Genomic DNA, 14415 nt, shown 5'->3' with positions numbered 1-14415 from the left:
TTTAATTTTCTAAAAATCTTTTTAAACTTTCTCCAATAATCATATTCCAGCCTTCCGTAAAGCTTTTTCTTGAAAAACCTTCACCCAAATCGTCGAAACTCTCAATACCCTCATGAATCAATGTAACCACTGTTGCGTTGTGTTCGGAAAACATTTCCCATGTTACCACGGTTTTCAGTGGTGAAAAATCGGGATAAGCCCAGCTATATTTCAATATTTGAGAAGGAACAATCTCTAAGATCTCACATTGATGGTGATATTTTTTAGCATCTCCGGGTTCATAAAAATTAAATATTTTTCCTACTTCCGGTTCAAAATCCGGAATATTGAAATACCAGGATTTCATTTCGTGTTTATCCGTCAAGGCCTTCCAGACCTTTTCCGCCGGAGCATTTATCTTATATTGGACAACGATGGGTGTATTCATATTAAATTAACTGAGGTTAAGATTAATGTCAGAAGGTGTACAATGATCAGTGTGCAAACCCTGTAATTTTTGCTTCATCAAAATCCAGCTGCATTTCAATAGCCCTCATCACATGGTCATCAAATATTTTTTCCTTCTTCATTCTGTGAAGCTCATTTCTCTGAGCCTGGATCACCTGGCGCAACACATCTTTATTTTCGTTGATTGCCGTCACATAATCACCTGTAGAAGCCATACACTGAGCTTTATCGGCCATCAGCATCATTTCATTTTCAAGTTTATGTTTTTGGTGTCTTACCAAGCTGTTTCTCTCCGCCAGTTCAGAAAAATCATTATCTAAGGTATGCAGCGCGGTTTCCTTTAGTTTACGCATCAAAATCACTTCCTGTTTTTCTTCAGGCAGTTCACTTCCTGCATCTTTTATATTCAGCAGTTTCAGAATGGGCGATAATAATAATCCCTGTCCCACCAATGTGATCAATATAATAACGAAAGTTACGAATAAAATAATATTCCGGTGCGGGAATGCCTCTCCATTGGGAAGAAAGGCAGGAATAGAAAGTGCTGCAGCTAATGAAACCACTCCTCTCATGGCGGCAAAACTGATGATAAAAGGTTCCCGCCAGTCCGGTTTTGGGGCTTTTAGCCTCAATTCTTTTGAACAAAGCCTTGGAAAATACATCAAAGCGTAACTGTACAGTATTCTTGTTCCGATAATCGCTCCTCCAATGACCACACTATAGAAAATTCCTTCTGAGAATGTATAATCTGTCAACCCTTCCACAACAATAGGCAGCTCAAGGCCAATCAGGATAAAGATGATCGTATTCATTAAAAATATCAGCACACTCCAGACATTTCCGGACTGGATTCGTGAAGTATGACTCAGGTAGCAATGCGAATTATAAGACATTAGCAATCCTCCGGCAACTACCGAAAGGACTCCTGAAAAATGGAAATGCTCTGCTCCTACATACATGATGTAAGGAACAATAAGTGTAATAACGGTATCTATATTAGAATTGGTAGGTATCATTCTCAGTAAGGCTCCAAACAGAAAACCTATAGCCACTCCCATAGCGATCCCACCGATGGCCATGGTAAAGAAATCCTGCACGGCATCTCTCCAGATAAACTGCCCTGAAATAACTGCCGCTAAGGCAAACTTAAATACAATTAAACTGGAGGCATCATTAATAAGACTCTCCCCTTCCAGGATGCTGGTTATCTTTTTCGGGATTTTCATATGCTTCAATACAGAAGTAGCGGCTACTGCATCAGGTGGTGAGTTTACTCCTCCCAACAGGAATCCCATAGCCACTGTAAGCCCCGGAATAATAGAGGATGAAAGATAAGCCACCACTATGGATGTTAAAAATACAAGCCCGAAAGCCATAGAAAAGATCTGCTTTCTCCATTTATGAAAATCCTGCCACGAGGTAAACCATGCGGCTTCAAATAAGATAGGAGGCAGAAATATAAGAAAAACAAGATCGGGTTCTATCTCGATACGCGGCATTCCCGGAACAAGGCTTATTAACAGCCCTGCAATCACAAGAAAAATAGGATAAGCCACTTTCAGCTTCTGCCCAATCATTACTAATATCATTACAGAGAGCAGTACTGCAATAGATATAATAACATAACTGTGAATCATTTTGATTTAGTTTTTTTAAGTGTTATTTTGTTAACTCAATAAAAAGTTTCTATCCATCTCACAGATCTTCAAACCTCCGAAAAGAAGAGAAACCTTCAATCTTTTACCCATCGTTTAATCCGGATATCCTAGAGTACAATATTATTTTTCGGGAGAATTGCCGGCGGAAGGTCAGATTCATCCAGCATATCTCTCATATCAATTTCAATGGTACGGCTGATCTGCGTAATAGGTACATCATTAGGACTTCCTTCAAAAGGATTTACAGAAGCTTCCCCTACACTGTCCAAAGTATGGAAACACCATGTCACCAATAATGAGAATGGAATATTAAACCATACTGTCCATCCTTCCAGCGTTGTTCCTTCTCCTAATTTATCAAACTCTTTCAGTAATCCAAAGGGAACGAAAACAATGAATAACAGCAAGAGATAAGTGGTAATGGATGAAAAATTACGTGGATAAGGAAAATTTTTAATTCTTTCTGCTTTCCCCTGGCTATCTGTAAACTTTACCAACTGTTGATTGATCTGCGTCCACTGAAAGTCGTTAATCTCTCTTTTTTCATAAGCTTCGGAGAGTTCTTTGCTTTGGCTGGCCATCAATTGTGTGGCTCTGTTTTTTTTGCTTACAATATACTGAAGTTCCGTTTCCGAAAGATAGTTTTTCAGCTCATCCTCCAGTTTGGAAAGTTTTTCCGGAACATCATATTTCCTTGAATATTCATCAAACTGTACGGTGTTCATATTTTCCCAAGCTCTCGGTTCACGAAGCTGAAATCTTAAAGCCGTAAGCCAGGCATAATGCCGAAGAAACATCTCTTTTACTTTATGGGAATTTTTTGAAGAGAGCGCATCCCTTAGAATATATCCAAAACTACGGCTGTCATTAATGATAGCTCCATAAATCTGTCTCGCTTCCCAAAGCCTGCTATAACTCGCATTATTTTTAAATCCTACAATAAAAGCGACTGCTGTTCCCATGATTGCTATAGGCTGCCATGGAACATACAGAAATTTCCATCCCAAAAAATACAGTAAGGTGGGAATGGCTGATAATAAGGTTAAAACGTAAATACTGCGCCTTGTCCAAATAATGAACTCGAGGGTTCCAAATCTTTTTCCTGAATGCATATATGCTTGTTTTTTGTGTTAATTAATCTATTTAAAATAATGACTTTTTCATCAGGCATTCAGCATCATCGGGTCATTACTAATTTTTCGTAAACGGGATATTATTATAAAAACCAATCTGAATCTGGCCCCTGTTTCTGTTTTCCTGAATCTGGTTCATATAGCCCGCTTCTATCCTCATATTCTTATTGATGACATATCCTAAGGCTCCGTAAACCCTGTTTCTATCGAACACAGGACTGTTGAAGTGGAGAAATATTTCATTATATACAGAGGCATACAGGGTTTTCGGCAGCATTTCTTTTTGGGTAATCGGTATCGTTACTCCCAGCATATAACGGAATCTCATTCTAAAGTCTTCTTCCAGAAAGCGTTCTTCCAAACGGTAACGGTGCTGAAGATTGAAACGTCCAAACTTCTGTTTTGTAATAAACTGCTGGAAAATCCTGTGTTCTATATTTTCTTTTTTCTCTCCGTTTACATAAGGCTGGCTTAAAATAAAACCATATCCCAACAAAACATTATTGTTATTCTCAGTAAGGTCATATCCAATTCCCGTACGGATTAAAAGCTGTTCCAGATTTCCGAGTCCATCAAAGTTTCTGTACTGGATCTCATTATGGAAATTCAGCTTTTTGCTGATCTTATTATTTCCAAAATACATATACCATGCTCCAAGGTCACTTTTCTGTGCCCATGTAAATACCGAGCCCAATCCTAATATAGTGAATGCCAACTTCGTAAAAACCTTTCTCATATTTATCAATTACTATTATCTATCGTTTTAACAAAACTAATAATTTAAATCAATAATAACAAACAATATTTACATACACTTTAGATTAAATCCCTTTAAATCTGACACTTTCATATATGCTGTAAGTTTATCCCGGGATCTGTTCTATCAGAACTTCATCATTATTTTTACTGAAATAAGTACAGGTCATGGTGTTCAGGTCCATTTTCCAGCCTTCCACTCCATACTCTGCACAGTCATTACAAAACGTCATATAATCAGTTCCTCCCTGCTGATGAAGTTGTAATCTCCTTTTAAAATTTTCAAGGTTTATATTTTCTGAAACGGTGATGTTCTGATATTGGCTTCCGGTTTGTATCGACTGGTGGTTTGTATCGAAATATTCGGTATGCCCATCGGATACGTAAGTGATATAGTGGGAAACACCTAACCTTTTTATGGCCTGGATATAGGGAGGGAAATCTGCACCGCTCTTTACCTTTTGATGTTCTGTTTTAATGTCTTCAAGTCTGAATTTCATCTATTTAATTTTTAACGAACAGATCGTAAGTCTCTGTCTGTTCAAATTTAAAAATTTTTGGAATGCCAATTATTGTTCAATAAAAAACCGGCAATGTGACTGCCGGTATATTATAATTATTCAGAATACAGAATATAATTTTATGGATGCTGCTGCATTTTAGCAGGGTCATCATAGTTTACCATCCAGTTGATTCCAAATTGGTCCGTGAACATTCCGAAATAAGCTCCCCAGAAAGTATCTGCCATTGGCATTGTTACCTGTCCGCCTGCAGAAAGCCCATTGAATAACTTATCGGCTTCTTCTTTGGATTCTGTATTGATAGAAATGGAAAAATTGTTTCCTTCTTTAAAGTTTGAAGCCCATTCTCCACCGGTATCGCTTCCCATCAGTACTGTTTCTTTAGAAATAGGAAGCGCCACATGCATGATTTTATTTTTGTCTTCTTCAGAGGTTTCTTTGCCTTCCATTGGAGGCATTTCTCCAAAAGTCCCGATATAAGGGTATTCTCCTCCGAAAACCGATTTATAGAAATCAAATGCTTCTCTGCAGTTTCCATTAAATGTTAAATAAACGTTTACTGTTGCCATGATGTTTAAAAGTTAAGTTTTAATTAGTTTTTGATTTAGATTTTTGTATTTTAGGAGTAGAAACTACCTGTGCTGATCTATCAGGATCATATTTCCATCCGGATCTTTAAGGTAGATATGTTCCGGCCCTGAAGTACTTTCATCCGCTGGCCTTTCAATCTCTATTCCATTTTCTTTTAAGTGTTTCTGTATGGTTCTTACATCATCAAAAGAGTCAAGATTCTGGGCATTCTGGTCCCATCCCGGATTAAAAGTAAGCATATTACCATCAAACATTGCCTGAAAAAGACCTATCAGGGTAGATCCGTTTTTCATGATCAGGTAATTCTGTTCTGTATCTCCTGCCATTGAGGTAAAACCCAGTTTTTCATAGAAGTCTTTAGACTTTTGAAGGTCTTTTACACTTAAGCTGATTGAGAACGCTCCTAATTTCATATTTTTTTTGTTTTTAAAGCGAATTGGCTCCCTGCCATTACCAGTATCCATACCAGTATTCCTAAAACCCAGAACCAGATTGGAGTAGGTAAAGATGCCATCATATAAATGGTGATCAGTAAAAAAATGCTTCCGCAGATTATTGCTGCAGTATGTTTTCCGCTGTTAGAAATTTTTGTGGCTGTAAACCCTGAAACAAAGGCAGCTAAAGCATATGCCATAATAATAAAGAACAGAGCCATGAAGGGCGCTTCCCTTACATATTCCTTTAAAGCCTCCATATCATTAGGATCTGTACCTACAGGAGGTGGATATAGTTGATGGCCTATATTCTCAACAATCGTAATACCGATAGAACCCACGATAAGTCCTACCACAATAGCCAATATTTGTCTCAGGATACTCATTGATTTTTCAGATTGGTTTTAAAATCCAGACTACCGTCATAGCTTTTCCAATCACCCACAAATTCAATATACTGCCCTTCTACCTGTTCTGTTTTCTTATTCCATCTGAAAGTATAAATGAATTTACCTTTAAACACCCCCGAATGTTTTCCTTTATTTTCTTCTGCCCACTCATATTCTCCGAATACCGTTCCTTTTTTCTTGGCATCTTTATATTTTGAGATGGTAATTTTCCCTTCAAATTTTGCATAATTAGCATCTACCAGAGAATACCCGGATACAAAATATTCCTGATCATTCTTTTTATTCTGTTCAGAGATAGTAATTTTCAGTTTCAGCTCCTTTGCTTTGTTTCCTATCACACCAGCATAAGGTTTACTGTTGTTTAACCACACATTCGAAATATCAGGCATTTGCCCCAACACAAAATTGGCAGCAAGAATGAAGACTAATAAAAGTTTTTTCATAGATTATTTTTAAACACCAAACTGTGCTAAGTGGTGATTAAGATGTTTTGCAAACATATTATTCCACTCCTGAGCATTTAGTTTTCCAAAAGAAAAAGATTCCTTACCGTCAAAAGCAGCAGCTCCCAACTGTTGTGTTTTTTGGATAAAACCGATTAATCTGGTTTTCTCTTCTTCAAAGTTTTTTCTTCCTGTAATCAAAAACTGAGGAGCTGTTGGGGAGTCTCTGGGATACGCTTTTTCTCCAACGATCTTAGGTTTCAGAAACGTTTTCAGAATAAATTTCGCAATAGCTCCCGGCTTTTTATGTTTTTCAGGCTCATATACCATTTCATAAGTTACACTACAGTGGGCCAGCATCTGGTCGACGGTCATCTTCCCCCATAACCCGTGGGTATCTTCAACAAGCTTATGTATTCTATCAATATAGTTCTGAGCATCTTTTGCGTCAAACACGTTTTCCATATTTTCTCTAATTAAATAAAGACAAATATATCAGTTTTTTCTTTTTGATTTTATAGTTAATAAAAAAATGAATTGTAAATGATAAAATGATATCATGGATGGAAAAACTGACGCCATCAATAGCCACTAAGCCTAGTACCGATCATTAACAAGGAGTGAGATCAGACCCCAGTAGTGAAGACCACAAAGGTCAGGATAAGACAGTTGAGATGATAACCACTGTTTTTTATTGACATCAATCACTGCAAACCAGCAACTAGCAACTAGCAACTAGCAACTAGCAACTAGCAACAAAATTCAACTAAAAAACACTAGTCCACATCCTCTTGAGAAGCAGTCTCCACTATTGTTTCCTGAGGCACCTTTTTAAAAATAAGCCAAAGTTTAATCTTTAAAGCGATCCAGCCTATAACGGCATATACTACTACAAGAATGCTCAAATGTTCCAGATAAGGAAAAGTAAGCTCTACTGATCCTTTTTGAATCAATAAGATTTTAAATGCCTGTAAAAAAGGTGTCAGTGGGATAATATTAGCTATAAACTGTACAAAGGCAGGCATTGCACTTAACGGCCATGTAAATCCACTGATAATGAATGCAGGTGAAGCGATAACCATCAGGATTTGAGTCGCTTTTAAGGCATCCGGAATCAATATACTGATAAACACTCCCAAAAATGATGCAGATCCTACAAATACCGCAGTAAGAAGGATAAAATTGAGTATTCCTTCCGGCATCGGAACTCTAAAAACCATGTGCATAAAGTAGTAGATTCCCACAATAAGAATGGAAGATATCCATATTGGAATCACTTTAATAAGCATTGTTGGGAATGCCCATTTTTTCATTTTAAGATATTCTTTTACAAAAGACCCTCTTTCAAATTCTGCAGCAAAGCTTACCGCCATTGCCAGCAGTATGACCTGTTGCAGTACGACAGCCAGCATTGCCGGCCACATAAAGATAAGATAGTTTCCTGTAGTATTGAACAGCGTGATATAATTTGCTTTGAAAGGCTCATATTGTGTAGCTGCCTTTGCTGCCGGCATTCCGGCTTTCTGTAATGCTTTAATGGAAGCGCCAGCCGAGAAAGTTCCTATAGTAAGCTGAAGGGCCTTGGAGGCAAAGTTCGCTGTAAGAACGTTCCCGGTGTTGATATACACATTCAGTTCAGGATATTTTTTCTGAAGCATATCTCCTTCAAACCTGGAGGGGATAATGACTACCGCTGCCGCCTCATGCCTGATCACTTCATCTTTAATACTCAGCGGTTCCTGAAGGTATTTGATAATTTTAATGCTTTTGTTATCATCCAGCATTTCCGTCAATTGGTTAGATAAAGGAGTATTATCCCTGTCAACCACCAGGACAGGGGTATTTTCAACTTTTCCGCTTTTGTAGACAAACCCCAGCAAGGTTGCATAAAAGACCGGTGCCAAAAAGAACACTGTCCTTAAGGTAGAATTGCCGATAAAAAGCTTGAACTCACGTTTTAAAAGACGGAAAAATTCTTTCATTTATTTATATTTTAAATGACCAGATGGTTACGTTCTAAGAAAGTTATCCATCGTGCTCCGTTTCATATTATTTATTAAGGATAACATTAGCATTAACCAGGATATTTTTAGCCTTATTCATATCTTTAGGCTTTACTTTGATCTCATAAATGGCATCCTGCAGCTGGTAGTCAGGATAAGCTGTGGTGATATCCGCATATTTTGTCAGCTGTTTGATGTATACAATATTTCCCTGTAGGTTTTCTTTGTTATAAACGACCTGCATACTGACATCCTGTCCTTTTTTATATTTTGAAATGGCGCTTTCCGGGATCGTAAACCTGAAGAAAGTACTTTCCGGAATATATCCGTTGAATAGTGCAAAACCGGCTGTCGCCAATTCTCCGGTATTCAGGCTTATGGTTTCAATCTCCATATTATTGGTGGCAATGATATACCTTTCTGAATAGGCAACATTAGCTTCCTGCAATGCTCCTTTAGCCTGGGATGCCTGCCCTGCGGCCATTTCCACTTTTTCAACACGGGTTCCTCTTGTCACATCGTCCAGCTCTGCCACTACGGCATCATATTGGGCTTTTGCTCCCTGAAGTTTTGCATATACCTCATCATGAGCCTGTGGAGACATCAGGCTGTCACGGAACATATTGTTGGCTCTGCGGTAGGACTTTTGTGCAAAATCATACTGCTCTTTAAGACCCTTATATTTTGCCTGAAGCTGTCTCAGCTGATCTGCTGTGGCTCCGTTTTTAGCCATCTGTTCCTGGGCTGTTGCAGCGCTTACCGCTCCCTGAGCCTGAGCTATTTTTGCGGAAACTTCCGGAACATCAAGCTGCGCAAGGGTATCTCCCTTTTTTACAGTCTGTCCTTCGGAAACATATATTTTCACAATTCTTCCGGTCACTTTTGGGGCAAAAGAAATCACATCTTTTTTAGTCTTTCCTTCCGGTTCTTTTATTTTTTCATTTTTACTACAGCTTCCGAACAGAAACAGGGCAGCAAAGAGTACAGCTATATTTTTATGCATCATTTTAATTTTTAAGGGATTAAATAAAATTTGGTGATATCCAGCTCCTGGGTAGACCTCATCAGCTCTATTCCCGCTCTTCTCTGGTTGAAAATTGCATTCTGGTATTCCAGTTCCACGGATTCCAGATCATTTTCAGCTTCAATAAGCTGTGAAGATTTGCTCATACCATAACGGAATTCCTTTTCAGCCTGTACTAAAGCATTTTTTGCCAATTCTTTTTCCTTTGCTTTCAAAGTGATTTGTGCGGTAGCAATATCATAGTTGGTTTGATTGTTGGCAAGATTCAGTGTTAATTTTTTTAAAGCATCTTCTTTTTGATTCTGCAGCACTTCTTTCCCCACTTTAGCAGTTTCTTCAGCATGTTTCCCTTCTTTTCCGTCAAAAATCTCCCATTTAAAGCCTACTCCGGCTGTAATTAAAGGAAATACATTGATATTGTTAGGATTCCAGTCCAGCTTTCTTCCTTCATATCCTAATACCGGAACAGCAGGCACTACATTTTCAGAAGACTTAATCCGGTTTCCGTACAGTCCGATATAATAAGCAGAAGCCATCAGCTGTACTTTAGGAATCATCCATGTTCTTTCAGATTTTATCTTATAATCTGCAGCAGTAATCCCATGTTCCAAAGCACGGACCTCCGCCCTCTGCTCTATTCCTTTTTCCGGAGAAAGTAAATCTACCGGAGTCAGGACAGGCTCTATCATTCTTAGCCTTTCTCTATTGATTCCTGTGAAAATATAAAGCTGGGTAAGAAGCAATTCTTTTTTCCCTTCATATTCTACCATTTTTGCATTCAGAGTTGCCTGGGCAAGTTCTATTTTCTTATGATCATAAGGAGTGATCAGCCCATATCCTAAAGCTTTATCAGCTGTTTTTTTATTGATATCGAGTCTTTTTTTGCTTTCATCCAATACTTTTTTAGACTGATGGATCAATGCCAGCTGGTCATACGCTCTCGAAATACTGGCTGCCACTTCATCTCTTGTTTTCTCCAGAAGAATATCTTCAGACTTTTTCTTTTCTTCTACGGCTTTCTTAAGGTATTTTACCTTCCCCCCGGAATACAGCAGCATTTTAGCTTCAGCTTTGGCTACTCCCGAGAACCCGGATACATTAAAATTATTATTGAAAGTTCCTTCCGGAATACTGATAAAGGGAGCCAGGTTAATTTCCGGCGACGTCAGTCTTGCTGTTCCGTTTAGATACCCCACCTCTCCATTTAGTTCCAGAGTAGGAAGAAAGATATCTTTCAGCTTATGCTCGTCAAGATCGGTAAGTTTATTTTGGGTAACCTGCATTTTCAGGTTCGAATCCCGAACCATTGCACTGTCTAAAAGTTCTTTAAAATCCGGCGCAGACTGTGCCCAGCCAAAAGCAGGAAAAGCAAAAAAACCAAACGTAAAAATCAATAAATTGTTTTTCATGGTTTATGTTTATAACAAATATAATGCAAAATATGTTAAAAATCTCACAAGTAAGTTAAAGAAAACACTGAATATGGACTAAGTTTAAAACAAGTTTAACCACAATCATTTATTTATCAAAGTCCTCTCAAAATCGTTTAATTTTAATTTGAATTCTATTTAAGGGGTAAAAAAAAATTAGTTCTGTTGTTTATGGGAGGAGAAGAGCATCTTAATCTAATACAAATCAGGTTTAATAAATTTCTAATTTAATTTATATTTAAATAATGATCAATAAAAGCAGGCCCTCTCTTACAACAGAAATGCTCCGATAAAATATCGAAGCATTTCCTTCCTTGATTATAAAAAAAGTAAACAAACAAGTCTACTACCCCATTTTCTGTTTGATGTTAAAATACCTCAGCGGCCAGTGAGTACATTTCATCACTTCCATCCTTTTGAGGACCTGCTGCAATAGAATTTCCATAACCACAAATTCCATATAAGTTCATGGCAAAATCTTTAGGGCTTTTTACCGCTCTTATTTCACTTGAATAAAGCAGGTAATAGTACCCCCACTGGTTGTTCCAGGCTTCGGTATCCGTATTCTGCCACTGATCAAAATTAGCAGAAGTAAATGATAAGTTCACTCCCCTGCTATTGTGGGTAACTGGTCCATGCCAATGTGAGTAACTGGTAATCGTTACATCCGTCGATGGCTGATTAATTAACCTTACCTGAAGTCTGTTATTCCCAGTCAGGGCATTAGTTCCTGAGGTGGTAGATCCTCCTACAATTGCAAAACGAACCATTAAATTTAATTCAGGAATAATGAGATCCGGTTTTGAATAAACACCAGCTGAATTGGCAGCATTCCTACCCCGATATTTAGCCTTATACACAGTGCTTCCATGAGTTTCTGAATTTTCCTGCCCTCCAACTGATTTTGTCCATTTTGGTGCGGTGGGCGTACCAATATTAACATAAATTCCAGCTCCCATAGAAGCACTTCCTTTATGGTAGACTACCAGGCCTGTTGCCGGATTAGGAATGGTTGTCCCATCTGTAGACGATATAAGTGTAAGTCTGGTAGGTAAAAATCCTTTATTAGGTGATTCCAGATGCAATATTGCAGAAAGATCCGGTGTACTGGTATTTATTCCCACTTGGCCATTAACTAGGCTTAGACAGCAAATTGCGCACATTGCTAATATTTTTCTCCCTTTCATTTGATAATTGTGTTTTAAAAGTCCTTTTTTCGTTATGTGTTTGTTCTAATAATTGTAATAAATAATATCTCTTTATCCTGAATTATAATAAAAATAAGAGGGGCTCATCGGTGTGTGTTTTTAGAATCATTATTTTTAAATTTTTAATCACCCCTCTTTTTCTGTACATAATGAATACACCTTTTATCTGTATCCATTATTGATATAAAAATTTCTTTTAGAAGATTATGATTTAAAAAGAGTGAGAAAATTGCTACAAAATAATTTTGAATAATCACTCACCCTACAAAGCATCAAATCAAATAAAAAAAATTCATGACTGTTATAATCCAGATAATAATTATGACTTGCTTTCTGCTTTCCAATCTTTTTCACCTAATATTTCATTCATCAAAACGAATCATTTACATCAAAAAATCACTTTCTATGTAATTTGTATTATTAGATAGGTTATATTGAATAAAATGTGTGAAAAAGTGTAAAAAATTCATTTTCCATACAAATAAGTCATTCAACTATCATGTTTTTTTATAATTTTACATGACAAACTTAGTGGTACCGTATCTAAAATAATCAACAAAACAAAAAAAGATAAATCCATAACAAAAAAAATAATAAAACACTGAAAATGAAAGAATTAAATTTTAATTTTATATTTTCATACACGATAATATCCTCCATAATCGCATATGAGTTTATAAAAAACAACTTCTAACTATAATGATATTGTATTATGGAAAACATTAAAGACAAATTACGTGAGTTAGAATATTCATTTGCTAAAAAGCTCATATTTTTACTCTTACTGAAACAGGTTATCATTGTATTTTCTGATCTTTATTTTGTGGGCAGCCGTTACTTATTTTATGATGTGGTTTTAATATTAACCGTTACTCCCTGTTATGTATTCACGTTTGTTTCGGAAAATTATAATTTTCAAAAAGTAGGTAAGTTCGCGGTAAGCTATTTAATGCTTTTAAATATCATTTTCAGTATATTATACTATAAAGACTTTCCGAGCGTCATTTCCTACATTTTTATGTTTCCTGTAGCCCTGACGTTTTATTATAACATCCGGAAATCTATTTATATTTCAACAATTTTCTTTCTGACTATCCCCTTAAGCTTGTTATACAACTATTACTTTGTACATAACGTAGAGAAAAGTGATCCTTTGTATTACAATTTTGCAAATACCTATACACTAGCCTGTGCATTTATCTTGTTTTCCGTTTGCTTCTATTATCTTATACAGATTCAAAAGTTAAAAGCAGTTTTAGTTTTTTTAGAGGAAAATACTATTACAATTGATCCCTTTCCTGTGCTGGAAAAGAAAGAAAAAATCAAACTTGTTCAGGAATTTTCTTTGGAAGAGACAGATTTCCCTATCCCGTTTTATGAAGATTTATTTTCAAAAATTGAAGATCATATGAAAATCCAAAAGCCCTGGAGAAATCCGGACTACAATCTGAAACAACTCGCTAAGGATATAAGCTCTAATACCCAGTATGTTTCTTCAGCAATCAACAGCTGCACCAGAAACAACTTCAAATCTTACCTGAATGATTTCAGGCTGAATGCTTTTATAACGCTTATTAATAATAAAAATGAAGAATTTTCATTGGAAGATGTATATCTCACCATTGGTTTCTATAACAGATCAACTTTTAACAGGGTTTTTAAATCTAAATTCCAAATGACCCCCCAAGAGTATATCAGTACTAAATCCATCTAAATTATAAAGCAGTAAAGCTTTTATAAAACCAGATTAAAATAGTGAGAGTATTCCTGAAATAAGGTACAACAAAAAACTCCCCACATTGCTGTGAGGAGTTTTTGTTTATATAAGCGAGCTGATTATTTCTGAACTGCTTTTTTCATATCAGCATCCGGACGTAAAACTCTGTAGCGCACTTCAAAATCTTTAGGCACATAGAATACAATTGGTAATTTACTGTTGTAGCCCATTGTTTCCGGCTTAAGAGTCACAAACTTTTTTGTGAGCTTCTGTCCCGGGCAACCCATTAATGTTCCTGCGGTCTCTCCTTTGGATTCCACTTCATAATAGTTGTATCCCCATCCCTGAAGATCCTGGTTTTTCATTTCTCCCATCATGAAGTACTTATTACAGTCCAACATTTTTTCAGCCCCTACAAAAACCTCAACTTTTAAATCGTTTTCATTTTTTGCTACCGGCAACTGAATATATACTTGTTTATATCCTTCTTTAGCTTTTGGGAACATTTCAATCTGTAGTTTTTCAAACTTTTCAGCTTTCTTTTGTGCGAAAGCATTTACCCCAGCCATCAATATCAATCCTGTAATTAAAGTTTTTGAAAATTTCATTTTATTTGGTTTTAAAATTCTAATTACCTCCC

At 36.6% G+C, this 14415-nt stretch carries 16 protein-coding genes; 1 reads left to right on the top strand and 15 read right to left on the bottom strand.

Annotated features, from left to right (window positions below; all coding sequences use genetic code 11):
• Position 1: 1 nt before the first annotated feature.
• The 14 genes from LQV47_RS09415 to LQV47_RS09350 all read right to left on the bottom strand — a co-directional run bounded on the left by LQV47_RS09415 (position 2) and on the right by LQV47_RS09350 (position 12037).
• Positions 2-427, bottom strand: a complete 426-nt coding sequence (locus LQV47_RS09415) for an SRPBCC domain-containing protein (RefSeq protein WP_230036202.1) — start codon at positions 425-427, stop codon at positions 2-4.
• A 46-nt stretch (positions 428-473) separates the two neighbouring features.
• A complete protein-coding gene (locus LQV47_RS09410; RefSeq protein ID WP_230036200.1) occupies positions 474-2084 on the bottom strand; it encodes a Na+/H+ antiporter in 1611 nt (536 codons plus the stop codon).
• A gap of 128 nt (positions 2085-2212) precedes the next feature.
• The gene (locus tag LQV47_RS09405; RefSeq protein WP_230036198.1) at positions 2213-3217 is read right to left on the bottom strand and encodes a bestrophin family ion channel; all 1005 of its coding nucleotides are present in this window, start codon (positions 3215-3217) and stop codon (positions 2213-2215) included.
• 79 nt (positions 3218-3296) lie between these two features.
• The gene (locus tag LQV47_RS09400) at positions 3297-3974 is read right to left on the bottom strand and encodes a DUF2490 domain-containing protein (RefSeq protein WP_230036196.1); all 678 of its coding nucleotides are present in this window, start codon (positions 3972-3974) and stop codon (positions 3297-3299) included.
• Positions 3975-4101: 127 nt separating this feature from the next.
• The gene (locus LQV47_RS09395; protein WP_230036194.1) at positions 4102-4494 is read right to left on the bottom strand and encodes a DUF1398 family protein; all 393 of its coding nucleotides are present in this window, start codon (positions 4492-4494) and stop codon (positions 4102-4104) included.
• Between the two features lie 140 nt (positions 4495-4634).
• Entirely contained in the window at positions 4635-5084 is a 450-nt protein-coding gene (locus tag LQV47_RS09390; RefSeq protein WP_230036193.1) for a VOC family protein, read from the bottom strand.
• Between the two features lie 63 nt (positions 5085-5147).
• Entirely contained in the window at positions 5148-5519 is a 372-nt protein-coding gene (locus LQV47_RS09385) for a VOC family protein (RefSeq protein ID WP_230036191.1), read from the bottom strand.
• Complete coding sequence (locus LQV47_RS09380; protein WP_230036189.1) at positions 5516-5926, bottom strand: hypothetical protein; 411 nt, start codon at positions 5924-5926, stop codon at positions 5516-5518. The genes LQV47_RS09385 and LQV47_RS09380 overlap by 4 nt, the downstream gene beginning before the upstream one ends.
• Positions 5923-6393: a hypothetical protein gene (locus tag LQV47_RS09375; RefSeq protein WP_230036187.1), complete on the bottom strand. Its 471-nt coding sequence runs from the start codon at positions 6391-6393 to the stop codon at positions 5923-5925. Before LQV47_RS09375 ends, LQV47_RS09380 begins: the two co-directional genes overlap by 4 nt.
• A gap of 9 nt (positions 6394-6402) precedes the next feature.
• On the bottom strand, positions 6403-6858 hold the full coding sequence (locus LQV47_RS09370) for a DUF1569 domain-containing protein (protein WP_047486225.1): 456 nt from the start codon (positions 6856-6858) through the stop codon (positions 6403-6405).
• Between the two features lie 311 nt (positions 6859-7169).
• Positions 7170-8375, bottom strand: a complete 1206-nt coding sequence (locus LQV47_RS09365) for an ABC transporter permease (RefSeq protein WP_230036185.1) — start codon at positions 8373-8375, stop codon at positions 7170-7172.
• 67 nt (positions 8376-8442) lie between these two features.
• Complete coding sequence (locus tag LQV47_RS09360; RefSeq protein ID WP_230036259.1) at positions 8443-9399, bottom strand: biotin/lipoyl-binding protein; 957 nt, start codon at positions 9397-9399, stop codon at positions 8443-8445.
• Between the two features lie 11 nt (positions 9400-9410).
• Positions 9411-10829 (bottom strand): TolC family protein, encoded by a 1419-nt coding sequence (locus tag LQV47_RS09355; protein WP_230036183.1) that lies wholly within the window; start codon positions 10827-10829, stop codon positions 9411-9413.
• A 389-nt stretch (positions 10830-11218) separates the two neighbouring features.
• Positions 11219-12037 carry a hypothetical protein gene (locus LQV47_RS09350; RefSeq protein WP_230036181.1) on the bottom strand — a complete coding sequence of 273 codons (819 nt, stop codon included), beginning with the start codon at positions 12035-12037 and terminating at the stop codon, positions 11219-11221.
• A gap of 733 nt (positions 12038-12770) precedes the next feature.
• Here LQV47_RS09350 and LQV47_RS09345 point away from each other — a divergent pair.
• Positions 12771-13772 (top strand): AraC family transcriptional regulator, encoded by a 1002-nt coding sequence (locus tag LQV47_RS09345; protein WP_230036178.1) that lies wholly within the window; start codon positions 12771-12773, stop codon positions 13770-13772.
• Between the two features lie 122 nt (positions 13773-13894).
• Here the strand turns inward: LQV47_RS09345 and eco are convergent, their stop codons facing one another.
• Positions 13895-14383 carry a serine protease inhibitor ecotin gene (eco, locus tag LQV47_RS09340; RefSeq protein WP_230036176.1) on the bottom strand — a complete coding sequence of 163 codons (489 nt, stop codon included), beginning with the start codon at positions 14381-14383 and terminating at the stop codon, positions 13895-13897.
• Positions 14384-14415 lie beyond the last annotated feature (32 nt).

It is taken from the genome of Chryseobacterium sp. Bi04 (genome assembly GCF_918698085.1).
Classification (GTDB): domain Bacteria; phylum Bacteroidota; class Bacteroidia; order Flavobacteriales; family Weeksellaceae; genus Chryseobacterium.
The sequence above is the reverse complement of the archived record's forward strand: the minus strand, read 5'-3'. Positions and strand labels throughout refer to the sequence as shown.